At 67.6% G+C, this 23,158-nt stretch carries 22 protein-coding genes; 20 read left to right on the top strand and 2 right to left on the bottom strand.

Annotated elements, in window-relative coordinates; translation table 11 throughout:
- The first annotated feature begins 1 nt into the window (after window position 1).
- The 13 genes from ACFW3F_RS12890 (at window position 2) to ACFW3F_RS12830 (ending at window position 12,186) form a co-directional block, all read left to right on the top strand.
- Complete coding sequence (locus ACFW3F_RS12890; protein WP_388057855.1) at window positions 2-661, top strand: L-threonylcarbamoyladenylate synthase; 660 nt, start codon at window positions 2-4, stop codon at window positions 659-661.
- Window positions 658-1,902 (top strand): serine hydroxymethyltransferase, encoded by a 1,245-nt coding sequence (gene glyA / locus ACFW3F_RS12885; RefSeq protein WP_388057854.1) that lies wholly within the window; start codon window positions 658-660, stop codon window positions 1,900-1,902. The genes ACFW3F_RS12890 and glyA overlap by 4 nt, the downstream gene beginning before the upstream one ends.
- A gap of 51 nt (window positions 1,903-1,953) precedes the next feature.
- Window positions 1,954-3,150, top strand: coding sequence for a glycosyltransferase family 4 protein (locus ACFW3F_RS12880; protein ID WP_388057852.1), 1,197 nt, complete (start codon window positions 1,954-1,956; stop codon window positions 3,148-3,150).
- Window positions 3,151-3,421: 271 nt separating this feature from the next.
- On the top strand, window positions 3,422-3,835 hold the full coding sequence (locus tag ACFW3F_RS12875; RefSeq protein ID WP_388057850.1) for a hypothetical protein: 414 nt from the start codon (window positions 3,422-3,424) through the stop codon (window positions 3,833-3,835).
- A complete protein-coding gene (gene atpB / locus ACFW3F_RS12870) occupies window positions 3,832-4,581 on the top strand; it encodes a F0F1 ATP synthase subunit A (protein ID WP_014926346.1) in 750 nt (249 codons plus the stop codon). The genes ACFW3F_RS12875 and atpB overlap by 4 nt, the downstream gene beginning before the upstream one ends.
- 136 nt (window positions 4,582-4,717) lie before the next feature.
- Window positions 4,718-4,969: a F0F1 ATP synthase subunit C gene (locus ACFW3F_RS12865; protein ID WP_004021252.1), complete on the top strand. Its 252-nt coding sequence runs from the start codon at window positions 4,718-4,720 to the stop codon at window positions 4,967-4,969.
- 47 nt (window positions 4,970-5,016) lie between these two features.
- On the top strand, window positions 5,017-5,505 hold the full coding sequence (locus tag ACFW3F_RS12860) for a F0F1 ATP synthase subunit B (RefSeq protein WP_388057848.1): 489 nt from the start codon (window positions 5,017-5,019) through the stop codon (window positions 5,503-5,505).
- Window positions 5,506-5,507: 2 nt separating this feature from the next.
- A complete protein-coding gene (locus ACFW3F_RS12855) occupies window positions 5,508-6,932 on the top strand; it encodes a F0F1 ATP synthase subunit B/delta (RefSeq protein ID WP_388057846.1) in 1,425 nt (474 codons plus the stop codon).
- Window positions 6,933-7,020: 88 nt separating this feature from the next.
- On the top strand, window positions 7,021-8,649 hold the full coding sequence (atpA, locus tag ACFW3F_RS12850) for a F0F1 ATP synthase subunit alpha (RefSeq protein WP_388057844.1): 1,629 nt from the start codon (window positions 7,021-7,023) through the stop codon (window positions 8,647-8,649).
- Between the two features lie 45 nt (window positions 8,650-8,694).
- Entirely contained in the window at window positions 8,695-9,618 is a 924-nt protein-coding gene (locus ACFW3F_RS12845; protein ID WP_388057842.1) for a F0F1 ATP synthase subunit gamma, read from the top strand.
- A gap of 72 nt (window positions 9,619-9,690) precedes the next feature.
- Window positions 9,691-11,139, top strand: coding sequence for a F0F1 ATP synthase subunit beta (gene atpD / locus ACFW3F_RS12840; RefSeq protein ID WP_388057840.1), 1,449 nt, complete (start codon window positions 9,691-9,693; stop codon window positions 11,137-11,139).
- A 9-nt stretch (window positions 11,140-11,148) separates the two neighbouring features.
- Window positions 11,149-11,529, top strand: a complete 381-nt coding sequence (locus tag ACFW3F_RS12835; RefSeq protein ID WP_004021258.1) for a F0F1 ATP synthase subunit epsilon — start codon at window positions 11,149-11,151, stop codon at window positions 11,527-11,529.
- A gap of 216 nt (window positions 11,530-11,745) precedes the next feature.
- Complete coding sequence (locus ACFW3F_RS12830) at window positions 11,746-12,186, top strand: DUF2550 domain-containing protein (protein WP_388057838.1); 441 nt, start codon at window positions 11,746-11,748, stop codon at window positions 12,184-12,186.
- A 21-nt stretch (window positions 12,187-12,207) separates the two neighbouring features.
- On the opposite strand, the gene ACFW3F_RS12825 is transcribed toward ACFW3F_RS12830, so the two are convergent.
- On the bottom strand, window positions 12,208-12,825 hold the full coding sequence (locus tag ACFW3F_RS12825) for a cob(I)yrinic acid a,c-diamide adenosyltransferase (RefSeq protein ID WP_388057836.1): 618 nt from the start codon (window positions 12,823-12,825) through the stop codon (window positions 12,208-12,210).
- A 98-nt stretch (window positions 12,826-12,923) separates the two neighbouring features.
- Between ACFW3F_RS12825 and murA the strand changes: the two genes are divergently transcribed.
- The 7 genes from murA (at window position 12,924) to ACFW3F_RS12790 (ending at window position 21,679) form a co-directional block, all read left to right on the top strand.
- Window positions 12,924-14,180, top strand: coding sequence for a UDP-N-acetylglucosamine 1-carboxyvinyltransferase (murA, locus tag ACFW3F_RS12820; protein ID WP_388057834.1), 1,257 nt, complete (start codon window positions 12,924-12,926; stop codon window positions 14,178-14,180).
- Window positions 14,181-14,319: 139 nt separating this feature from the next.
- The gene (mdo, locus tag ACFW3F_RS12815) at window positions 14,320-15,591 is read left to right on the top strand and encodes an NDMA-dependent methanol dehydrogenase (protein WP_388057832.1); all 1,272 of its coding nucleotides are present in this window, start codon (window positions 14,320-14,322) and stop codon (window positions 15,589-15,591) included.
- Window positions 15,592-15,664: 73 nt separating this feature from the next.
- Window positions 15,665-16,804: an AAA family ATPase gene (locus ACFW3F_RS12810; protein WP_388057830.1), complete on the top strand. Its 1,140-nt coding sequence runs from the start codon at window positions 15,665-15,667 to the stop codon at window positions 16,802-16,804.
- 11 nt (window positions 16,805-16,815) lie between these two features.
- Entirely contained in the window at window positions 16,816-18,387 is a 1,572-nt protein-coding gene (locus ACFW3F_RS12805) for a VWA domain-containing protein (RefSeq protein WP_388057828.1), read from the top strand.
- A gap of 84 nt (window positions 18,388-18,471) precedes the next feature.
- Entirely contained in the window at window positions 18,472-19,647 is a 1,176-nt protein-coding gene (locus ACFW3F_RS12800; RefSeq protein WP_388057826.1) for an iron-containing alcohol dehydrogenase, read from the top strand.
- Entirely contained in the window at window positions 19,647-21,026 is a 1,380-nt protein-coding gene (locus ACFW3F_RS12795; protein WP_388057824.1) for a histidine kinase, read from the top strand. The genes ACFW3F_RS12800 and ACFW3F_RS12795 overlap by 1 nt, the downstream gene beginning before the upstream one ends.
- On the top strand, window positions 21,023-21,679 hold the full coding sequence (locus ACFW3F_RS12790; protein WP_388057822.1) for a response regulator: 657 nt from the start codon (window positions 21,023-21,025) through the stop codon (window positions 21,677-21,679). The genes ACFW3F_RS12795 and ACFW3F_RS12790 overlap by 4 nt, the downstream gene beginning before the upstream one ends.
- Here ACFW3F_RS12790 and mftM read toward each other — a convergent pair.
- Window positions 21,649-22,551, bottom strand: coding sequence for a mycofactocin oligosaccharide methyltransferase MftM (gene mftM / locus ACFW3F_RS12785; RefSeq protein WP_388057820.1), 903 nt, complete (start codon window positions 22,549-22,551; stop codon window positions 21,649-21,651). The two genes, ACFW3F_RS12790 and mftM, sit on opposite strands and share 31 nt — an antisense overlap.
- Window positions 22,552-23,158: the final 607 nt, after the last annotated feature.

Here is a 23,158-nt window from a genome sequence, read left to right as displayed (position 1 = left end):
CGTGAGCACTGTTTTCGACTGCAACGATCCACAGAACCGCTCGTCGGGGATTCGGGCGGCGGTCGGGGCGGCGAAGGCCGGACGGCTGATCGTCATGCCCACCGACACGCTCTACGGAGTCGGTTGCGACGCCTTCGATTCCGACGCCGTCGGCGCGCTCCTCGCGGCCAAACACCGTGGACGCGACATGCCGGTGCCGGTCCTGGTGGGCTCCTGGCACTCGATCGACGGCCTGGTCCTCTCGGTCCCTCAGCCCGCACGCGACCTGATCGAGGCGTTCTGGCCCGGAGGCCTGAGTCTGGTTGTCCGACAGGCTCCCTCGCTGGCGTGGGACCTCGGCGACACCGATGGCACAGTGATGCTGCGGATGCCGCTGCACCCTGTCGCGATCGATGTGCTGCGCGAGGTGGGGCCGATGGCGGTGTCGAGCGCCAACGTGTCCGGGCGGCCACCGGCGACGACCGCCGACGAGGCACGCGAACAACTCGGCGACGAGGTGTCGGTCTACCTCGACGGCGGCGCGGCGCCGGCCGCGCAGGCGTCGACGATCGTGGACGTCTCCGGTCCGAGTCCGCGCATCCTGCGCGAGGGCGCCGTCTCGACCGACGCGGTGGCCGACGTCCTCGACACGGACCCGGCGTCTCTGCTCGCGGAGCCATGAGCGCGGACGCACGAGGGTTCGACGCGGGCGACGCGCCGACGGGTGATGCCGCGGTCGACGAGCTGCTGAGCCGCGAGGTCGGCCGGCGCCACGACACGCTGCAACTGCTCGCGAGTGAGACCGAGCCGACGCCTGGGGTGCGAGCCGCGATGGCGTCGGTTTTCGACGCGAAGTACGCGGAGGGTTATCCCGGCGCGCGATACCACGGCGGTTGCGAGGTCGTCGACGAACTCGAGGAGCTCGCCGTCGGGCGCGCCCGCACGTTGTTCGGTGCCGACTACGTCAACGTCCAGCCGCTGTCGGGGAGTGCGGCCAACCTCGCCGTCTATGCCGCCTTCGCCCAGCCGGGTGACCCGGTGCTCGCGTTGCGCCTCGAACACGGTGGCCACCAGACGCATGGTTCACGCGCGAACTTCTCCGGTCGATGGTTCTCGCCGTTGCACTACGAGGTCCGCCGCGACGACGAACGCGTCGACTACGACCAGGTCCGGGATCTCGCGCTGGTGCACCGGCCCCGGATCCTCGTCGCCGGGGCGGCCTCGTACTCGCGGACGTTCGACTTCGCGGTGCTGCGCGAGATCGCCGACGAGGCCGAGTGCATCCTGTGGGTCGACGCCGCGCACCTGGCCGGTCAGGTCGCTGCCGGTCTGCTGCCCTCGCCCGTGCCGCATGCCGACATCGTCACCCTGTCGACCAACAAGGTGATCCGCGGTCCGCGCGGCGGTGTGATCCTCGCCCGCGCCGAGCACGGCGACGCGCTGCGCAAAGCCGTGTTCCCGTTCGTGCAGGGCGGGCCGGCGATGCACACGGTCGCCGCGAAGGCGGTGGCCTGCGCGGAGTCGGCGACCGATGAGTTCGCCGGGTACGTTCGCCGCGCCGTGGACAATGCGCGCGGCCTCGCCGCGGAGCTGTCGGAGCGGGGCGCACGGGTGGTGTCCGGGGGTACCGACATCCATCTCGCCGTCGTCGACGTGGGCGGTTTCGGGATCTCCGGCATCGAGGCGCAGCACCGACTCGGAGCCGCCGGGATCGTCGTCGACAAGGCGGTCCTCCCGTTCGACACCCGGCCGGTGTCGGAGGGCTCGGCGATCCGGATCGGCACGCCGGTCGTCACCGAGCGGGGGATGACCCCCGCGATGCATCCGGCGGTCGCCGACGCGATCGTCGCCGCCCTGTCGACGCCGGATCGTGAGACGCACGAGCGGATCCGTCGCGAGATCGCCGGACTGGCCTACGGGTAGCGTGGTCGCAATGTTCGAGACCCCTCCCCGTCGGACGCCGGTGGTGACGCGATGACCGGTGCCGCACCGGCGCTGCTCGCCGCCGCGGATGGGGGAGGGACCGGTGTGCCCCTGCGCGAACTCCTGCTCGTGGGTCTGACCGCCGCGGCCATGACCTTTCTGCTGACCTCAGCGGTGCGCGTCTTCGCCATCCGCGCCGGCGCGGTCGCCGTGCCGCGGGTTCGCGACGTGCACGTGATCCCCACGCCGCGCCTGGGCGGGCTGGGGATGTTCGGCGGGGTGGTCGCCGGTATCGCGCTGGCCGCGAACCTGCCCGCGCTCAACCGCGGCTTCGCCTACACCACGGACATGACGGCGGTGATAGCCGCCGGCACGGTGATCGTCCTCGTCGGCGTCGTCGACGACCGGTGGGGGCTCGACGCGCTGACCAAGTTCGTCGGCCAGCTCACCGCGGCCGGGGTCCTGGTGCTGCTCGGTATCAGCTGGTTGCAGCTCTACATCCCGTTCGCCGACATCGGCACCCTCGTGCTCGACCCGCTGCAGGCCGGTCTGCTGACGGTCGCGATCACCGTCGCGACGATCAACGCGATCAACTTCGTCGATGGCCTCGACGGTCTCGCCGCCGGCCTGGGTCTCATCGCCGCCGCCGCGATCTGCATGTTCTCCCTGGGTCTGCTGCGCGACCAGGGCGGCGACGTCAGCTACTACCCGCCGGCCCTCATCGCGGTGGCGCTGGCCGGTGCCTGCCTCGGGTTCCTGCCGCACAACTTCTCTCCCGCACGGATTTTCATGGGCGACTCGGGTGCGATGCTGATCGGGTTGCTGCTGGCCGCCGCCTCCACCAGCGCCTCCGGCCGGATAGCCGTCAACGCCTACGGCCCGGCCGACATCTTCACGTTGTTGTCTCCGCTGATCCTCGTGGCCGCCGTCGTGTTCATCCCGATGCTCGACATGCTGCTGGCGGTGATCCGGCGGACCCGTGCCGGGGTCGGCTTCTACACGCCGGACAAGATGCATCTGCATCATCGCCTGCTCGAACTCGGGCACTCGCAGCGTCGGGTCGCGCTGATCATCTACCTGTGGGTCGGTGTCCTCGCGTTCTCCGCGGCGGCGAGCACCCTGTTCCCGCTGTCCGTGGTGGCCCCGGCGTTCGGTGCGGGACTGGTGATCGCCATGCTGGTCACGATGGCGCCGCGCCTGCACCGACGTCTCGCCGAGCTGCGGACGGCGACCAAGGCATACCGCTGACTTGGTGGTTTCCGGGATCAGGGCACCGGGGCCTAAGGTAAGGAAACCGTAAATTGTGGTGTACTATCGCCCGTAGTAGTCGAGGTTGAGGACGGTTCCGGACACAAAGCCCCGGTTCTGTTCCACGACGCAATACCCCCCGGTGAGATGCCGGCGATGGTGTTGGTAGGGTCACAACAAACGCGAGCTGACGCCCAGCGGCCATGTGTTGCTGCACGTAAGCGGATGCCCCGTGCCATCGGTATGGAGCAGGAGAGCTGAGGAGAGGGACATGACCGCATCTGCCCCTGAGTCGGCCCCCGTCTATCCGCAGGCGCCCACGGGACTGCGCCGCCCCGCGCTCATCGCGGGCGGGTTCACCGTTGTGGTCGCCGCGATCTCCATCGTCGTCGGCCATCCGCTCTTCGCGGTGTTCTTCCTCCTCGGTGTCGCCGGCATCTTCGTCAACGCGCTGCTCGTCCGACGAGCGGTCGACGTGGTCGTCGCCGATGACAACCCCCGCAAGACCGCACTTGCTCTCAACTCCGCCATGCGGCTCGGTGCCATCACGGCACTGGCGCTGCTGGCGGCTTTTCTGGTCCAACCCGACGGGTTGGGCGCGATGTTCGGACTCGCCATCGGCCAAGTGGTCTTGGTGCTGAACACGGTCATTCCGGTGATGAAAGGACTTCGTAGCCAACCATGACGACCGCCTTCAACCTTGCCGCAGAGGATGGCGAACCAGCCATCCAGGTGGGTCACTACACCAAGTTCGAGCTGTTCGGACTGACCTTCAACCTGGAGACCATCATCGCGACGGCGCTGGCCGCGGCGATCTTGCTCGCGTTGGCCTTCTACCTGAAGTCGAAGGTCACCTCGACCGGTGTGCCGTCGGGTGTGCAGCTGTTCTGGGAGGCCATCACCATCCAGATGCGTGGTCAGGTCGAGAGTGCCATCGGCATGAAGGTCGCCCCGTACGTCCTGCCGCTCGCGGTCTCGCTGTTCACCTTCATCCTGATCTCCAACTGGCTGTCGATCCTGCCGGTCCAGGTCGGACACCACGAGATCCTCAAGCCGCCGGCCGCGGACGTGAACTTCGCCTACGCCCTCGCCGTGTTCGTGTTCGTCTGGTACCAGATCGCCGGCTTCCGGGCACGCGGCCTCCTGGGCCACCCGAAGCGCATCATCAAGGGCCACGTCGCATTCCTCGCACCGATCAACGTGATCGAGGAGTTCACCAAGCCGATCTCGCTGTCGCTGCGACTCTTCGGCAACGTCTTCGCCGGCAGCATGATGGTCGCCCTGATCGCGCTCTTCCCGCCGTACATCATGTGGGCGCCCAACGCGATCTGGAAGTCCTTCGAGCTCTTCGTCGGTCTGATCCAGGCGTTCATCTTCGCGCTGCTGACGATCCTCTACTTCTCGCAGTCGATGGAGACCGAGGATCACTGACCCGCCCGAACCCCGGGCACCGCGCGGAGAGACTCACGACCGCGTTCACAACCGAACATGACGACCTGCTCCGGCACCTGTCGGCGCAATCCAGACCTGACACACCAGATGTCAGCAACGAAAGGGAAATATCACAATGGATCCAATGATTGGCCTCGGCGCACTCATCGGTGGCGGCCTGATCATGGCCGGTGGCGCCGTCGGTGCCGGTATCGGTAACGGTCTGGCCGGTAGCCAGCTGATCGCCGGTATCGCCCGTCAGCCCGAGGCACAGGGTCGCCTGTTCACCCCGTTCTTCATCACCGTCGGTCTGGTCGAGGCGGCCTACTTCATCAACCTGGCCTTCATGGCGCTCTTCGTGTTCGCCACCCCGATCAGCGCCGGCTGATCGTCGCTCTCCCTTTTGTCGCCGAGTAGAAACGACACCTCACCACAATGACGCTTGCTGCAGAGAACTTCCTGCTCCCGAATGGAACGTTCTTCGTTGTCCTGCTCATCTTCGTGATTTTGCTGCTGGTCATCCGCAAGTTCGTGGTTCCGCCGATCCAGCAGGTCCTCGAGGAGCGGGACGCGATGATCCACCGCACCGTGGAGGACAATCGCACCGCCGCCGCCGAATTCGAGGATGCGGACGTGCAATTCCGCTCGCTCCTCAAGGAAGCGCGCGGTGAGGCCACCGCCAAGCGCGACGATGCTCGCGCCCAGGGGCGTGAACAGCTGAACGAGATGAAGCATGCAGCGACCGCCGAGGCCGACGCAGCCCTGCAGTCGACCAGCTCCGAGCTGGCGACTCAGGGTGAGCAGGCCGCCTCGACGGCTGCAAGTGATGTGGACGCACTCGCCAAGACTCTTGCGGCGCGTGTGCTCGGTGTCGACTCGGCCACTCTTTCCGATAACCGATCGACGAGCGGAGCGGTGAACTGATCATGGCTGCCAACACTGAGACCGAATCCGACCAGGGGCCCATCGGCACCTGGCTGCACGACATCGGTGCTGCGTTCGACCCCGCGATCTTCATCGCTCAGCTCTTCGGCTTCGCGGTCATCATCTTCCTGCTGTGGAAGTACGTCCGCCCGCCGGTGCAGAAGATGATGCAGGCTCGGCAGGAAACCGTTCGTCAGCAGCTCGCCGAGAGCGCGGCCGCGGCCAAGCGCGTCGAAGACGGCAAGCAGGCCCGCGAGAAGGCTGTGGCCGAGGCGAAGGCCGAGGCCGAGCAGATGAAGAAGGACGCCGCGGCCGACGCCGAGGCGATCACCTCCGACATCCGCGCCCAGGCCGACCACGAGGTCAAGCGCATCTCCGAGCACGGCCGCAACCAGGTCGCGCTGGTGCGCGCCAACCTGGTTCGTCAGCTGCGAACCGACCTCGGGCTCACCGCGGTCGACAAGGCCGGCGAACTCGTGCGCAACCACCTGGCCGACGACTCCGCACAGGCGGCGAGCGTTGACCGGGTCATCGACGAACTCGAAGAGATGTCGTCGGGCTCGTCGAACGCTGTTCCCTCGAGCGCCTCGCTCGTCGGACTGCACGCGATGCGTGCCGCCAGCCGCGATGCCGCGCTGACCGTTTCGGAGCAGTTCGATTCGGCCGCAGCCGATCTCGACGGTTCGGCACTGGCCGCTGCGTCGGGTGACCTCACCGCGGCCATCAACTTCCTCGGCGAGAACCCGGTGCTGCGCAAGCGCCTGGTCGAGGACGACGAGAACCCCGAGGGCAAGAAGGCCCTGGTGCACCGCCTGTTCGACGGCAAGCTCGCTCCGGTCGTCGTCGAGGTACTCGCCACCGCATCGAGTCAGCGGTGGTCGTCGTCGAACGACTTCGTCGTCGGTCTGCGTCGCCAGAACTCCCTGATCGTGCTCGCCGCCGCCGAACGCGACGGCGTCATCGAGCAGGTCGAGGACGAGCTCTTCCGTGTGAGCCGAGTCCTCGAGGCCAATCCGCAGCTCTCCTCGCTGCTGTCGGACCACGGTAAGGACGCAGACAAGCGCGTCGACCTGCTCCAGAAGCTGGTCGGCGACAAGGTCGGCACCCACACCTGGACCTTGCTGGCCTCGACCGTGCGCCTGCTGCACGGCCAGGCCGCCGATGTCGCGGTCGATCAGCTCGCCGAGCTGGCCGCCGCCCGTCGCGGCGAGTCGGTCGCCCACGTGGTGTCCGCCTCATCGTTGTCAGATGCCCAGATCGATCGACTGTCGGGCGTGCTCGGCGGGATCTACGGCCGGACGATCTCGGTGCAGACCGAGGTCGCGCCGGAACTGCTCGGCGGTCTCCGGATCAGTGTCGGCGACGAGGTCATCGACGCCGACGTCGCGACACGCCTGGCCAAGGCCGCGGAAACACTCCCGCGCTGACGATCTCCTCACCCGACACCCGAACCCACGAAGCCCCAGCGCTCGGACCACTGAGTCCCAGAGCCGAATCAAGGAAAGACGAGAACCCATGGCGGAGTTGACGATCTCACCAGACGAGATCAAGGGAGCGATCGAGCAGTACGTCTCGTCGTTCGAAGCCGAAGCGTCGCGCGACGAGGTCGGCATCATCACCGATACGTCGGACGGCATCGCTCACGTCAGCGGCCTTCCGAGCGCAATGGCCAACGAGCTCCTCGAGTTCCCCGGCGGCGTCCAGGGCGTCGCGCTGAACCTCGACGAGGACGAGATCGGCGCCGTCATCCTGGGTGACTACGAGTCCCTGGAAGAAGGCCAGCAGGTCAGCCGTACCGGCGACGTGCTCTCCGTTCCGGTCGGTGACGCGTTCCTCGGGCGCGTCGTCAACCCGCTGGGCGCCCCGATCGACGGCCAGGGTGACATCGAGTCCGACGAGCAGCGCGTCCTCGAGCTCCAGGCCGCCTCGGTGCTCGAGCGCCAGCCGGTCGAGGAGTCCCTCGCGACCGGTATCAAGGCCATCGACGCGATGACCGCCATCGGTCGCGGACAGCGCCAGCTCGTCATCGGCGACCGCAAGACCGGCAAGACCGCGGTCTGCATCGACGCCATCCTGAACCAGAAGGCCAACTGGGAGTCCGGCGACCCCGCCAAGCAGGTTCGCTGCATCTACGTCGCGATCGGCCAGAAGGGCTCGACCATCGCAGGCGTCAAGTCCGCTCTCGAAGAGGCCGGCGCGATGGAGTACACCACCATCGTCGCGGCTCCCGCCTCGGACTCGGCCGGCTTCAAGTGGCTCGCCCCGTACACCGGTTCGGCCATCGGCCAGCACTGGATGTACCAGGGCAAGCACGTTCTCATCGTGTTCGACGACCTGACCAAGCAGGCCGAGGCCTACCGCGCGATCTCGCTGCTGCTGCGTCGCCCGCCGGGCCGCGAGGCATACCCCGGTGACGTCTTCTACTTGCACTCCCGTCTGCTGGAGCGTTGCGCCAAGCTGTCCGACGAACTCGGCGGCGGCTCGATGACCGGTCTGCCGATCATCGAGACCAAGGCCAACGACGTCTCGGCATTCATCCCGACCAACGTCATCTCGATCACCGACGGCCAGGTCTTCCTGGAGTCGGACCTCTTCAACAAGGGTGTCCGTCCCGCCATCAACGTCGGTACCTCGGTGTCGCGCGTCGGTGGTGCCGCCCAGACCAAGGGCCTCAAGAAGGTCTCGGGCTCGCTCCGTCTGGAGCTGGCGCAGTTCCGCGAGCTGGAGGCCTTCTCGGCCTTCGCCTCCGACCTCGACGATGCGTCGAAGGCGCAGCTCGAGCGCGGTGCCCGCTGGGTCGAGATGCTCAAGCAGGACCAGTACACCCCCTTCTCGGTCGAGGACCAGATCGTGTCGATCTACCTCTGCGGTGAGGGTCACTACGACTCGGTCCCGGTCGACGACGTGCGCAACTTCGAGACCCAGCTGCTGAGCCATCTGCACCACAACGCGACCGGTGTCTACGACGCGATCGCCGGTGGCAAGGCGCTCGGCGACGATCAGGCCGAGGCGCTGGTCGCCGAGACCAACAAGTTCAAGAACGGCTACCTCACCCACGACGGTCGTCGTGTCGTCAACGAGGCCGAGGCGCAGGCCATGGATGCCGACAACGTCGAGAACGAAGAGATCAAGATCCGCAAGTGATCTCAGACGTCAACGGACATCGCGATAAGGAAGGGGTGAGGGCTCATGGCCAGCATTCGTGAGCTGCGCTCACGCATCCGGTCGGTCCAGTCGACCAAGAAGATCACCAAGGCTCAGGAACTGATCGCGACCTCGCGTATCACCAAGGCCCAGGGTCGGGTGGCTGCGGCCAAGCCGTACTCGCAGGAGATGACCGCCGTGCTCTCGGAGCTGGCGAGCAACTCGGGATCACTGGACAATCCGCTGCTCAACGAGCGGGAGAACCCGAAGCGTGCCGCGATCCTGGTCGTCACCAGCGACCGCGGTATGTGTGGCGGCTACAACGCCAACGTGCTCAAGGCGACCCGTGAACTCATCGCGCTCCTGCGCGACGAGGGCAAGGAAGCGGTCCTGTTCGTCATGGGACGCAAGGGTGTGGGCTTCTTCGGCTTCCGGGGCCTCGAGGTCTCGGATTCCTGGACGGGCTTCTCGGAGTCCCCGCAGTACTCCGACGCCGCGACCGCGACGAGTTTCCTCGTGGATCTCTTCCAGGCCGGCTCGGGTACCGAGGTCGAACGCCCCGAGGGCGACGGCACCCTCGAGGGTGTCGACGAGCTGCACCTCGTGTACACGCGTTTCCAGTCGATGCTGGCGCAGGTGCCCGAGGTCCGACGCGTCGCGCCGCTGGTCGTGTCCACCGACGACGATCCGTCGGACGACACGCCGTCGCGCAACTACACCTTCGAACCCGGGGCCGAGACGCTGCTCGACGCGCTGCTGCCGAAGTACGTGGCGACGCGGGTCTACGCGGCTCTGCTGGATTCGTCGGCATCGGAGTCGGCCGCGCGCCGCACCGCGATGAAGGCCGCCACCGACAACGCCGAGGATCTGTCCAAGTCGCTGTCGCGAGAGGCCAACCAGCTGCGCCAGGCCCAGATCACCCAGGAAATCAGCGAGATCGTCGGCGGTTCGAGCTCAGTGGCGAGCTAGTCGCCTGAGCATCACGCGAGCCGAGATCGACGAGAACCCATACTTCGAATAAGAGGAAGTGACCCAAGCACCATGACCGCAGCAGTAGAAACCCCCTCCGCGAAGTCGGCGGGTTCCGCCGACGGGCGGGTCGTCCGCATCATCGGCCCCGTGGTCGACGTCGAGTTCCCGCGGGGCTCGATTCCTGAACTGTTCAACGCCCTGCACGCCGAGGTCGCCCTCGCCTCGGTCGCCAAGACCCTGACCCTCGAGGTCGCCCAGCACCTCGGTGACAACCTGGTGCGCACCGTCTCGATGCAGCCGACCGATGGTCTGGTCCGCGGCGCGGCGGTGTCGGACACCGGCAAGTCGATCGTCGTGCCGGTCGGTGACGTGGTCAAGGGCCACGTGTTCAACGCCCTCGGCGACTGCCTCGACACCCCCGGTCTCGGGCGCGACGGCGAGCAGTGGAGCATCCACCGCAAGCCGCCGCCCTTCGACGAGCTCGAGGGCAAGACCGAGATCCTCGAGACCGGCATCAAGGTTATCGACCTGCTGACCCCGTACGTCAAGGGCGGCAAGATCGGTCTGTTCGGTGGTGCGGGCGTCGGCAAGACCGTCCTCATCCAGGAGATGATCACGCGTATCGCGCGTGAGTTCTCCGGTACCTCCGTGTTCGCCGGCGTCGGCGAGCGCACCCGTGAGGGCACCGACCTCCACCTCGAGATGGAGGAGATGGGCGTTCTCCAGGACACCGCCTTGGTGTTCGGCCAGATGGACGAGCCGCCGGGCACGCGTATGCGCGTGGCCCTGTCCGCGCTGACCATGGCGGAGTACTTCCGCGATGTGAAGCACCAGGACGTGCTGCTCTTCATCGACAACATCTTCCGCTTCACGCAGGCCGGCTCGGAGGTCTCCACCCTCCTCGGTCGTATGCCGTCCGCGGTGGGCTACCAGCCGACCCTGGCCGACGAGATGGGCGAGCTCCAGGAGCGCATCACCTCGACCAAGGGCCGTTCGATCACCTCGCTGCAGGCGATCTACGTCCCCGCCGACGACTACACCGACCCGGCGCCGGCCACCACGTTCGCTCACCTCGATGCGACCACCGAGCTCTCGCGTCCGATTTCGCAGCTGGGTATCTACCCCGCCGTGGACCCGCTGACCTCGACCTCGCGCATCCTGGAGGCGTCGATCGTCGGCGACGAGCACTTCCGCGTCGCCAACGAGGTCAAGCGCATCCTGCAGAAGTACAAGGAACTGCAGGACATCATCGCCATCCTCGGTATGGACGAGCTCTCCGAAGAGGACAAGGTCACGGTGCAGCGCGCTCGCCGTATCCAGAAGTTCCTCGGCCAGAACTTCCTCGTCGCCGAGAAGTTCACCGGTCAGAAGGGCTCCGTCGTGCCGCTCGCCGACACCATCGAGGCCTTCGATCGTGTCGCCAAGGGCGAGTTCGACCACCTGCCCGAGCAGGCGTTCAACAGCTGCGGTGGACTCGACGACGTGGAGGCCGCCGCCGCCAAGATCAGCGGAAAGTAGCGGTTCGCCATGGCTGAGAAGTCCTTCCACGTGGAGGTTGTCTCCGCGGATCAGAGCCTGTACTCGGGAGAGGCCACGTTCGTGATCGCGCAGACCACCGTCGGTGAGCTGGGTGTCCTGGCCAACCACGAGCCTCTCCTGGGCCAGCTGGTCCCGGGTGGCTTCGTGGTGATCGTCGAGGAGAACGGCAACCGTCGTGCGGCCGCGGTCGAGGGCGGATTCCTCTCCGTCACCGGCGAAGCCGTGACGGTGCTGGCGGAGTCTGCCGACTGGGCCGACGACGTCGACGTGAACGCGGAGAAGACCGCGCTCGACGAGGCGGAGCCGGATTCGCCGGAGTACCACCGTGCTCATGCGCGTCTGACTGCGGCACAACACCTTTCACGCTAGGGCGGGCCGCGCGAGCGGCTCGGTTCGACTATCGGTCTCGGCCGGTCACCGGAATTCTCCGATGACCGGCCGAGGCCGTTTGGCGTCTCATGTGCGGCTTCTGGCATGCTTGTGAGCACAGCCCCGTGGCCCGCGTGCGCGCAGCCCCGAGCGGTCTTGAGCCCTACCGGGTTCGACGCTTCGCCTGCACGCGGTGACTGCACGAAGGAGTAGGTGATGTCGCTCGCGGTCGTGTTGCTCAGTGTGCTGCTGGCGGTGACGATTCTGTTGTGTGCCCTGTTGGCTCTCCGCCTCGCGCAGCTCCGGCGCGCCGGCACGCCGGTTCTGCTGCGCACCGTACCCGCCGGCGTCGACGAGGGCTGGCGACACGGGACCGTGCATTACAGCGACAACTCGCTCCGTTACTACCGACTCACATCCCTGAAGCCCGGACCGAACGTGACGTTCGCGCGCCAGGGAATGGAGATCTCGGGTCGTCGTTCCCCGGAGGGGACCGAGACCGAGATCCTGGACGGGATGCTCATCGTGCAGCTCCAGACGGCGGGGCGCACCGACGACGACTACGAACTGGCCATGGGGCCGGGCGCGGTGACCGCTTTCCAGTCCTGGCTGGAATCCCGTCAGTCCGCGCGGTCGCAGCGTCGCAAGAGCGCCTAGTGGACCGGTGACTCCGGACGACTAGACGCCCGGTTTCGCCGGGGGGCGTTGCCTGCTTCCGCCCGGGACCCACTTGATGTCGCCGGGCGAGTCGGCGGTAGCGCGATTCGCCACGCGCGACAGGATGAACAGCAGATCCGACAAGCGGTTGAGGTACTTCGCCGGCAGCACGCTGGTGTCGTCGGGGTGGGCCTCGACTGCGGCCCAGGCCGACCGCTCCGCGCGCCTGGTCACCGTGCGTGCCTGGTGCAGGTGAGCCGCGAGGGGTGTCCCGCCCGGCAGGATGAACGAGTCCAGCGCGGGCAGATCAGCGCCGAACGAGTCGCACCACCGTTCGAGCGAGTCGATGTAACCCTGCTCGATGCGCAGCGGTGGGTAGGCGGGGTCGTCGACGACCGGCGTGGACAGATCGGCGCCCGCGTCGAAGAGGTCGTTCTGGATCGTCGTGAGGACTTCCCGGATCGCGTCGGGCACGTCGCCGCCCAGGGCCAGGGCGAGACCGATCGTGGCATTCGCCTCATCGCAGTCGGCGTAGGCCACCACACGCGAATCGGTCTTGGGCACCCGGGAGAAGTCGCTGAGGCCGGTGGAACCGTCGTCGCCGGTCCGGGTGTAGATCCTCGTCAGGTGTACGGCCATGCGTCGAATGTACTGCGCGGGACCCGGACGGCCGGACGCACGGTGTCGGACCCACTGGGCCGGTGAGCCGACGAACCCGGACGGTTAAGGTGGCAGGCGTGAGTGATCGGTTTCTGGTGTCCGGGGGAGCGCGTCTGTCCGGCGAGGTGGCAGTGGGTGGCGCGAAGAACAGTGTCCTGAAACTGATGGCCGCATCGCTCCTCGCCGAGGGGACGACCGTGCTGACCAATGCACCCGAGATCGCCGATGTCCCGCTCATGGCCGATGTGCTGCGCGGTCTGGGTGCGGTCGTCGACATGGACGGGGAGACGGTCACGATCACCGCCCCGGCGGAGCCCAAGTTCCATGCCGATTTCGCGGCCGTCCGTCAGTTCCGCGCGTCGGTGTGTGTCCTCGGTCCGCTGATGGCACGTTGTCATCGCGCGGTCGTCGCGCTGCCCGGTGGAGACGCGATCGGATCGCGGCCGCTGGACATGCACCAGGCGGGGCTGCGATCGCTCGGTGCCACCAGCTCCATCGAACACGGCTGCGTGGTGGCCGAAGCGGACAGGCTCATCGGTGCGCCGATCGCATTGGAGTTCCCGTCGGTCGGGGCGACCGAGAACATCCTCATGGCCGCCGTGCTGGCGGAGGGCCAGACCACCATCGACAATGCCGCCCGCGAACCGGAGATCGTCGACCTCTGCGTGATGCTGCAGCAGATGGGCGCTCAGATCGACGGAGCAGGCACCTCGACGCTGACCGTCGTCGGCGTGGACCGCCTGCATCCGACGACCCACCGGGTCGTCGGCGATCGCATCGTCGGGGCCACCTGGGGGATCGCGGCCGCGATGACGCGCGGCGACGTGACCGTGCGAGGCGTGAAGCCCGAACACCTGCAGCTGGTTCTGAACAAGCTCGGCGACACGGGAGCGGTGGTCGACACCTTCGACAACGGTTTCCGGGTACGGCACGACCGTCGCCCCACCGCGGTCAACGTCTCCACGCTGCCGTTCCCGGGTTTCCCCACCGACCTCCAGCCGATGGCGATCGGTCTCGCCACGATCTCCGACGGTATGTCGGTCATCACCGAGAACGTCTTCGAGGCGCGCTTCCGCTTCGTCGAGGAGATGGTGCGCCTCGGAGCGGACGCGCGGACCGACGGTCACCATGCCGTCATCCGCGGGGTCGACCGCCTCTCGAGCGCGCCCGTCTGGTGCTCGGACATCCGCGCGGGCGCCGGCCTCGTGCTGGCCGGCCTGGTCGCCGATGGTGTGACCGAGGTCCACGATGTCGAGCACATCGACCGCGGCTATCCGCATTTCGTGGAGATCTTGCGCAGTCTCGGCGGCGAGATCGAGCGCGTGCGCGACTGAGCCCTGTCCGATCGGACAGGTGCTGACCCGTCCCTGCGGGTGCACTGTGGTCGAGTACGGGCAGGACCCCTTGTCCCGGTTGTGATCTGGGCGACATTCTCGTTGTGACAGACCCAACCGTCACAAGGAGTTCACCACCATGGCCATTGAGCTGAACCAGATCTGGGACTTCCCGATCAAAGAGTTCCACCCGTTCCCGAAGGCGAAGCTGGGTGTCGGCGCACACGACATGCTCGGTGTCGAGGCCAAGGACCTGGGCATGACCCGCGCCCTGCTGATGACCACGGGACTGCGCGGTTCCGGGATCATCGAGGAGCTGATCGGCAAGATCGAGTACCAGGGTGTCGACGTGGTGCTCTACGACCAGGTGGAGTCCAACCCCAAGGACTACAACTGCATGGACGCCGCGGCTCTCTACCAGTCGGAGAAGTGCGACGGCATCATCTCGGTGGGCGGCGGCTCCAGTCACGACGCCGCCAAGGGCGCGCGCATGGTCATCGCCCACGACGGACGCAACATCAACGAGTTCGAGGGCTTCTCCAAGGCGACCAACAAGGAGAACCCGAAGCACATCGCGGTCTCGACCACCGCGGGCACCGGGTCGGAGACGTCCTGGGCGTACGTCATCACCGACACCTCGGACATGAACAAGCCGCACAAGTGGGTGGCGTTCGACGACACCTGTCTCGTCGATCTGGCGATGGACGACCCGCTGCTCTACTACACCTGCCCCGAGCACTTCACCGCCTTCTGCGGCTTCGACGTGCTCGCGCACGCGAGCGAACCCTATGTGTCGCGCCTGGACTTCGCGCCGTCCCTGGGCAATGCCAAGTATTCGATCGAGCTGATCCGGGACCATCTGCGCACCGCGGTCTACGACCCGCGAAACCTGGAGGCCCGCACCGGCATGATGCATGCGCAGTACATCGCCGCGCAGGCATTCAACTCCGGCGGGCTCGGACTCGTGCACTCGCTGTCGCACGCGGTGAGCGCGTTCTACGACAGCCATCACGGCCTGAACAACGCCATCGCACTGCCGCGCGTGTGGGAGTACAACCTGCCGGCACGCTTCGAGCGCTACGCCGAGATCGCCACCCTGCTCGGCGTCGACACGTCGAAGATGACCACGGTCCAGGCCGCCGACGCCGCCGTCGAGGAGGCCATCCGGTTGTCCAAGGACCTCGGCATCCCGGACAACTTCGGTCAGCTGTCGACGAGCAGCTACGACAAGAACCGCATGAACACCGGCAAGTACGAGGGTCGTGGCGAGACCATGGACACCTCCGACAAGCAGATCCGCGCCATCGCCGAGCACATGATGGACGACTGGTGCACGCCGGGCAACCCGCGGGAGAGCACCGTCGAGTCGCTGATCCCGATGGTGGCGCACGCCTTCACCGGCAGCTATTGATCGACCCCTGCTCGCACGACCTGACCGACATCCCCGATCCGAACCCATGGGCCGACAAGGAGTCCGACATCCGATGACGCATGTGTGCGCACCTCGGGCAACCACCGAGGACATCACCGAGGACATCACCGAGGACACCACCCAGGACATCACCGGGGACGGTTCGTCCTTCCCGTCCGTAGAGGTGCTGACCGATGCCCTGGGTGGGCAGGGGTACCTGATCGGACCGGAGCTGGCGGTCGTCGTGCATCTCGCGACGCTCCTCGACCGGCCCCTCCTGTTGGAGGGGCCGGCCGGGGTCGGCAAGACGGAGCTGGCCAAGGCGCTGGCCGCGGCGTCGGGTCGTGAGCTCATCCGCCTGCAGTGCTACGAGGGTCTCGACGAGTCGCGTGCCCTCTACGAATGGGACTACGCACGACAGCTTCTCCACGTGCAGATGCTCCGCGACCGCATCAGTTCCGAACTCGCGGCCGAGACGTCCCTCTCGGCCGCGAGTTCGGCACTCGCCCGTGCCGAGGTGGGCGTCTACACCGAGGACTTCCTGGTCGCCCGACCGCTGCTGGCGGCCATCACCTCGCCGTCTCCGACGGTCCTGCTGGTCGACGAGATCGACCGCACCGACGAGGCGATGGAGGCGGTGATGCTCGAGGTTCTCGCCGAGCGTCAGGTGACGGTGCCCGAACTCGGGACCTTCGCGGCGCGGTCGTCGCCGTGGGTCATCCTGACCTCCAACGACACTCGTGAACTCTCACCGGCGCTCAAGCGTCGTTGCCTGCACTTCCAGGTCGACTACCCGGACCCGCAGACCGAGCGCGAGATCGTCGCGGTCCGCGCGCCCCACGTCGAAGAGACCGTCATCGGCGAGGTGGTCGACCTCGCCCGGCGTCTCCGTGAGCTCCCGTTGCGCAAGAGTCCGTCCATCGCGGAGGTGATCGACGCCGCGCGGGCCGCCTCCTATCTCGGGGCCCGGGACGGGCAGCCCGGGAGGTCGATCGGCACGCACGACCACAATGCGCTGCTGGCGTTGCTCGTGAAGTTCGGGTCGGACGGCGAGATCGCCCGACGCGCACTGTCGTCCGACGGCGACTCCGGTGGGTCGCCGGCAGCCGGTTCACCGATCGGGGTCGACGGGACGACGCCCGGCGGGTCGGTCACCGCACGCGCATTCGGTGCCGGGCGCGCCCGCAGTGCGGGTATCCGCCCGGGCCCGTGACCCCGATGCCGATGACCCCGATGCCGATGACCCCGACGCCGGTGCCTCGCGCGCGGATCGCCGCGCCCAGGCGCGCCGACCCCCTTGATCTGATCGCGGTCGCATTCGGGAGGGTCCTGCGGGGCTCCGGGGTCGCGGCCTCGCCCGCCGAGGTGATCGAGATCCGGCGGACCCTGTCGATGGTCGGGGCTGCCGAACCGGCGATCCTGCGTACGGCTCTGCGGAGCGTCTGCGTCAAATATGGTTATGAGACAGCCGGTTTCGAGCGGGCTTTCGAGCTCTTCTTCCTCGGTGCCCAGCCCCGTCCGGTGGACGAGGGCGACCTTCCCCGGGCGCGTGGCGTCGCGGCCGATCTGCCCGACGACGTGGTGTGGGACGACGAGTTCGAAGGCGCGGCGCGGCAGATCGGTGCCGACGAGCACACCGACGAGATCGGGCACCTGATGGCCGACGATCCCGATGCCGCGCACCGCGACGCCGAGAGCGCTCACCGCGAGGAGAACGACTTCAGTGTGTCGGCCGGCGCCGAGCAGCTCGGCGTCGACCCGGACGGCGGAGCGACCGGTGGGGGAGTGACGTACACGGTCGAGGTCGACACCGCCGATTCGTCGACCGTCGGCGAACTGACCGGGTCGGCGGCCCGGGTCTCGAGCCGGCCGCTCGGGCTGGCAGGCGCCTGCGCCATCCTGGACGCATTGGACGCCTACGATCCGCGCAAGGCATACGGCACCGACGGCAACGACGATCTCGGCGATGCCCGGAGGGCCGAACTCGAACGCGCACTGGGTGCTTTCGTCGACGCGCTGGTCGCCCGACTGGACGCCGACGGCGTCGACGAGGCGCTGTCCGGCGCCGGCCGGCCGGCCGAAGGGTTCGTCGACCAGGCCGAGATCGATCGAGCGTGCCACCGGCTGATCCAGCGCATGCGCGGCGCGCCGCGGCGGGTGGTCCGGCCGGTCGACCGCGGTGCCCTCGACATCCGTGCCACCATGCGCGCGGCCACCGCGACCGACGGTGTGCCCGTCGAACTCTGGCGTCGCCGCAGGCGGCCCGGGCCGGTCCGGATGCTGGTCCTCGTCGACGTGTCGCTCTCGGTCCGGCCGGTGACCGGATTCATCCTGCGTCTGGCCCGGACACTGCACCGCTTCGGTGACCGCTGCGAGGTCATCGCGTTCGTCGACCGGCCGGTGCGCGTCACGACCGCCCTGCGGAGCGCGGCAGCCGACTCGGCACTTGCGGCGGTGCTGGCCGCCGACGGTCTCGATCTCGCCGCGACCAGCGATTACGGACGCATGTTCGGCGAGCTGCTGAACGACTACGGGGATCTGATCAGCCGGCGGACATCGGTGCTCGCCGTCGGGGATGCGCGCAGCAACGGGCTCGACCCACGCGTCGACCTGGTCGCCGAGGTCGGCCGCCGATCTCACCGGTTCGCCTGGATCACACCGGAACCCGAACGCTACTGGGCGCAGTCCGGATGCGCGATGGCCGACTACGCGGAGCACTGCAGCGGGGTCGTCAGTGTGCGTGATGGTGCCGAGATGCTCACACGCTGCGATCAGTTGGGTGCGGCGCTCCGATGAGGTGAGTAGCGTCGGGGTACCGGTGAGCCGACCGGTCGGTGTGGTCGAACGGTGTCGTCGGGGCGGATGAATCGGAGGCAAGTCATGCTGGATGACGCGCACCGGCGGACGTCGGGCCAGGTCGCGAAATTCCATACCCCCGAGATCGTCCTGGGCCCGGGCGCGTTCGGGGAGGTGCCGGTTGCGACGGCGGGACTCGGGATGCGCCGGCCGTTCGTGGTCAGTGACCGTTGTCTGGAGCGCACACCGTGGTACGCGCAGCTGATCGCCGGACTCCGGGCGGGGGGCCTCGACGCGGCGTCGTATCTGGACGTGTCGCCCAACCCGCGATCCGGCGAGGTCGCGGCCGCGTTCCTCGCCTACAAGGCGCACGATGCCGACGGCCTCGTCGCCCTGGGCGGCGGTTCGGTGATCGACGCCGCCAAAGGAGTCGCCGTGCTGGCGGCCAACGGCGGCCACATTCTCGAGTACGAGGGCATCGACCGCGCCCGCCGACCGCTCCCGCCGCTCATCGCGGTGCCGACCACGGCAGGCAGCGGCGCGGACGTGTCCCAGTTCTGCATCATCAACGACGCCGAACGGCGCACCAAGGTGACCATCATCGGGCGCTCACTCGTGCCGGATGTGACGGTGAGCGATCCGACCCTGCTGACGACCGCGCCCGCCGAGGTCACCGCACAGGTGGGCATGGACGTGCTGACCCACTGTGTGGAGGCCTACGTCTCACTCGCGCACGGGCGCCTCACCGATTCGCTTGCCCTGGAGTCCATTCGCGGCGTGTGGACGCATCTCGAGCGTCTCGTCGACGACCCGCGGGACCGGGTGGCGGCCGAGGAGATGTCACTGGCGGCACTGCGGGCCGGGATGGCGTTCACCAACGCGATCCTCGGCGCGACCCATGCGATGAGTCACCCGGTCGGTGGGCATTGCGATGCCGCGCACGGTGCCATCAACGCCGTCCTGCTGCCGCATGTGATCCGCTACAACGCCCACGTGTGCGCGGACGGTTTCGTCGACCTGGCCGGCGCCATCGGTGTCGAGACGTCCGGTGACGCACGGACCGTCGCCGACCGACTCGCCGACGCCATCGCCGCGCTCGGCGCCCGGGTCGGCATGCCCGCATCTCTCGAGCCGCTCGGCGTCCGCAACGCCGACCTGGACCGCCTGACCACTCACGCGCTGGCCGATTCGTGCATGACCACCAACCCACGACGTCCACAGCCCGCGGGCATCCGGGACCTCTACGCGCAAGCGCTGTGATGACCGGTCCGTCGCACGAGCGAAGCGCTCTCCCCGAACAGGCCGACCTCGACAGCTTGGTCGGACTCCGCAGTGTCAAGGGCAGCCACTACGCCGCGCTGCGTGGGGTCGAGGCGCGGCTGAGTCGCGTGGTCGGTGCGCTCGAACGGATCTCACGCGCTCTCGTCCGTACCGCCGAGGGGCCAGAGGCACTCGTCATCGCCGTCGTCGAGGCGGCTCGTGACCATCTCGGCGCGGACTGGGTCGTCTTCGCGCTCGCCGACGGCCGGCTCGAGCAATCCGCCCCGCGCCACCTGATCAGCGCGGGCAGCGGCCGGCTCTTCGCCTTCGAGGGGGCCGAGCGGGCGGGGGCGCCCGACGATCTGCCCGACGAGGTGCTCAATCGCCTCAACGACATCCTGCGCGGACACGAGACGGTCCTGCACGGCGCGATCCTGCAGGAGGACCACGTCCACGTCCCCGTCGAGCTCGACGGCAACGTCGTCGGGGGATTGTCGGCCTGGACGCCCGTCGGTCGCATGGTCGATCCCACCGACCTCGTCGTCCTGCGCATCTTGGCGAGCCAGGCCATCGTCGCGCTGCTCAACGCGGAGCTGTTCTCCGAGACCGACAGCCACGCAGTCGAGCTGGCGAAACGCAATACCGAGCTCGAACGCACTCAGCGGGAACTGTCGGCGGCCATGCGGGCAACCGTGCTGAACGAGGAGCGCGCACGGATCGCCCGGGAACTCCACGACTCGGTCACCCAATCGGTGCTGTCGGCCGGAGTGCAGATCGAACTGTGCCGCGACCTCGTCGAGGGTCCCGCGCTCGACCGTCTGGACATGGCGGGCCGGTTGACCAAGGAGGCCGTCGAACAGTTGCGGACGTTCATCTACGCGCTCAACAACGCGACGCACGCGCCGTCCCCGAGCGTTCGAGACGTCCTGACCGAACTGTGCTCGCTCCACATGCCGCCCGACCTGCGCACAGCCGTGCATGTGCGGGGCCGGGCGCGCCACCTGGCCGACGAAGTCCAGCACGCGCTGCTGCGGATCGCCGGCGAGGCCCTGTTCAACGCCGCCGTCCACTCGTGTGCCGCCCAGGTCACGGTGACTCTCACCTACTCGGTGGGCACCGTGGCCCTGTCGGTCGACGACGACGGCATCGGAGATCCCGAGCATCTGCGCCGGGTGATGCGCACCGCGTCGCTCGGTGACCTCGCGGCCGGACGTCACCGCGGCCTGGCGAACATGTCCTCTCGGGCGGCCGAGCTCGGGGGCGAACTACGGATCCGCCGGTCGCGGCTCGGCGGCATCCGGGTCACGGCGGCGCTGCCGATCGGCACGACGAACACCGCGATCACCGACGATCCGGTCGGAACAAAGGAGACCGGTTGAGCGAGAACGACATCAGACGTCCCATCCGGACGCTTCTCGTCGACGACCACGCCCTGCTGCGCGAGGGCATGCGATCGCTGCTGGAACGCGAGGACGTCGTGGAGGTGGTGGGCGAGGCGGGTTCGGCCGACGCCGCGCTCGCCGAGGTGAATGCGCGTCGTCCGGATGTGGTCGTGGTGGACCTCAAGCTGTCGGCCGGCACCGAGTACGAGGGATTGCGGCTCATCAAGGAGATCTCGCACCGCCACCCGGAGGTCGCGACCCTCGTGCTCACCACCTTTCTCGACGACGATCTGGTCGTGCGCGCTGTCCGGGCTGGAGCGCGCGGATACGTGGTCAAAGACGTCGACACGACCGAACTCGTCCGCGCGATCCAGGCCGTGTCGGGCGGCGGGAGTGCCTTCGACCCGCGCAGCGCGGCCGTCGTGCTACGTGCGGTGTCGGGCGAGAACGAGACCTCCGAGGCGCTCAGCGATCGGGAGCGTGAGGTGCTGCGTCTCCTCGCCGACGGACTCGCCAACAAACGCATCGGCGAGACGCTCTACATCTCCGAGTCGACCGTGAAGTTCCACATCCGCAACATCATTCGCAAACTCGGGGTGTCGAAACGGACCGATGCGGTCTATGTCGCGAGCAAGCGTGGGCTCATCTGAGAGGTCGGGTCAGGACTCGGGGTGAGGACGAGCCAGCCGCCGTGATCGACGAGGATCTCGGCGCCCGCGTGCGGGATCGACCGAGCCCAGTCGTGCAGGTCACGCTCGGTGAGCCGTACGACATGGCCGAAGTGCGGACTCGGCTCGTCCTCGAACGGCACTCCGACGACCACGCGCATCCGCGCGACCCGAAGTGCCTCTCCGATCGCGGCGCGGGCACCGGGGGCATCGAGATGCTCGAGGAGATGGATGAGCGTGACAGTGTCGGCCGAGTCGTCGGGGTAGGGGAGCGCAGTCGCGTTCCCGACGGCTGCGACGACCGGCAGACCGAACCGCCGAGCCGCCCGGGAGAGCAGCGAGACCGCGCCGGGCGAGATGTCGCACGCGGTGATCTCGAGGCCGTCCAGTGCGCAGGTCAGGGCGAAGAAGCCGAAGCACGAGCCGACCTCGAGGACGCTGCCGCCGGTGACCAGACCCCTCGCCCGTTCGTGGACGGGAGCGAATGCCGATGCGCCCGTGCGGAGTTCGCGCAACGAGTTGTCGTAGAACGCGGACCACGCATCGGCGGACCTGACGGCCGAAGTGCGGATGATGCCCATTGCCGCGGTCTCGAAACGCTCCTGGCCGGCCACCACGCCGGCCTCGACGAGGGCGACGAGTCCGTCGACGACGACCGCGTCGGAAATGCTCCGCTCGTCGAAGGGGTGGGCGATGTGCAGTACACCCGCCTCCAGATGCCACGAGAGGAGACCGCATCGAGTGAAACCCGGAGGGACGAGCGCGGATCGGACAACTCGTAGTGCAGGTTCGCATACCGGGGAGGAGTCGATACGCGCACTCGCCGAGGTCGTCGCCAGATCAGTCGCGGTCATGAATCGACCGTAGGAGCCCCTTGACCTGCGCATAACTGACCGAGCGGGGGCGATGACCTGTCCGAAAGGATGGTTTGCGACGCACGTCACATCGATGTGATTCGCGAGATTTCGCGTGCATCAGAGCGTTTCGGCGGTGGCGGGTGGCCGGTGACCTGCAGGTATGTCCGAACCGTCGGGCGCCGAGCAGGCGATTTGACCCCGGCGATCCGGTTGCGTAACTTTCTTCGAGTCAGCGCGCCACGGCGCCGCCCCGGAGGGCCTGGAAGGGTCTGGTTGGGGAGTGGAGATCGGGTTTTGTGTTGACCGCCCCTGAATGTGTTGTTCGAGGCTTTGTGTCTTGGATGGGTGTTTGGGGTTGCCAGGGTGTCTTCCGGTCCGGGATTTCTTCGGGGTTGTGGGCTGGGGATTGGTTCTGGTAGGCTGGAAGAGTTGCCCCGGAGACGGGGTGGCGTGGTTGTGTGGATACGAGTCTGCTGGTGAAAGCCCTTGTTGGGGTGTGTATCTGGTGGGTGTGTGTTCTTTGAGAACTCGATAGTGTGATGATGAATTGTTTGATGCCAATGTGGCATCGTGCATCTGTTGTGGATGTAGATGTTTGTTTTTT

The organism is Gordonia sp. NPDC058843, assembly GCF_042743165.1.
In the GTDB taxonomy this organism is placed as follows: domain Bacteria; phylum Actinomycetota; class Actinomycetes; order Mycobacteriales; family Mycobacteriaceae; genus Gordonia.
The sequence above is the reverse complement of the archived record's forward strand: the minus strand, read 5'-3'. Positions and strand labels throughout refer to the sequence as shown.

Excerpts from the sequence above, each read along its gene's own strand:
- ACFW3F_RS12860 (WP_388057848.1), top strand. The coding sequence starts at position 5,017 with ATGACGCTTGCTGCAGAGAACTTCCTGCTCCCGAATGGAACGTTCTTC.
- mdo (WP_388057832.1), top strand. The coding sequence starts at position 14,320 with ATGGCCATTGAGCTGAACCAGATCTGGGACTTCCCGATCAAAGAGTTC.
- ACFW3F_RS12825 (WP_388057836.1), bottom strand. The coding sequence starts at position 12,825 with ATGGCCGTACACCTGACGAGGATCTACACCCGGACCGGCGACGACGGT.
- ACFW3F_RS12810 (WP_388057830.1), top strand. The coding sequence starts at position 15,665 with ATGACGCATGTGTGCGCACCTCGGGCAACCACCGAGGACATCACCGAG.
- ACFW3F_RS12830 (WP_388057838.1), top strand. The coding sequence starts at position 11,746 with ATGTCGCTCGCGGTCGTGTTGCTCAGTGTGCTGCTGGCGGTGACGATT.
- ACFW3F_RS12795 (WP_388057824.1), top strand. The coding sequence starts at position 19,647 with ATGACCGGTCCGTCGCACGAGCGAAGCGCTCTCCCCGAACAGGCCGAC.
- mftM (WP_388057820.1), bottom strand. The coding sequence starts at position 22,551 with ATGACCGCGACTGATCTGGCGACGACCTCGGCGAGTGCGCGTATCGAC.
- atpD (WP_388057840.1), top strand. The coding sequence starts at position 9,691 with ATGACCGCAGCAGTAGAAACCCCCTCCGCGAAGTCGGCGGGTTCCGCC.
- atpB (WP_014926346.1), top strand. The coding sequence starts at position 3,832 with ATGACGACCGCCTTCAACCTTGCCGCAGAGGATGGCGAACCAGCCATC.
- ACFW3F_RS12865 (WP_004021252.1), top strand. The coding sequence starts at position 4,718 with ATGGATCCAATGATTGGCCTCGGCGCACTCATCGGTGGCGGCCTGATC.
- atpA (WP_388057844.1), top strand. The coding sequence starts at position 7,021 with ATGGCGGAGTTGACGATCTCACCAGACGAGATCAAGGGAGCGATCGAG.
- ACFW3F_RS12835 (WP_004021258.1), top strand. The coding sequence starts at position 11,149 with ATGGCTGAGAAGTCCTTCCACGTGGAGGTTGTCTCCGCGGATCAGAGC.
- glyA (WP_388057854.1), top strand. The coding sequence starts at position 658 with ATGAGCGCGGACGCACGAGGGTTCGACGCGGGCGACGCGCCGACGGGT.
- ACFW3F_RS12800 (WP_388057826.1), top strand. The coding sequence starts at position 18,472 with ATGCTGGATGACGCGCACCGGCGGACGTCGGGCCAGGTCGCGAAATTC.
- ACFW3F_RS12855 (WP_388057846.1), top strand. The coding sequence starts at position 5,508 with ATGGCTGCCAACACTGAGACCGAATCCGACCAGGGGCCCATCGGCACC.
- ACFW3F_RS12805 (WP_388057828.1), top strand. The coding sequence starts at position 16,816 with ATGACCCCGATGCCGATGACCCCGACGCCGGTGCCTCGCGCGCGGATC.
- ACFW3F_RS12880 (WP_388057852.1), top strand. The coding sequence starts at position 1,954 with ATGACCGGTGCCGCACCGGCGCTGCTCGCCGCCGCGGATGGGGGAGGG.
- ACFW3F_RS12845 (WP_388057842.1), top strand. The coding sequence starts at position 8,695 with ATGGCCAGCATTCGTGAGCTGCGCTCACGCATCCGGTCGGTCCAGTCG.
- ACFW3F_RS12875 (WP_388057850.1), top strand. The coding sequence starts at position 3,422 with ATGACCGCATCTGCCCCTGAGTCGGCCCCCGTCTATCCGCAGGCGCCC.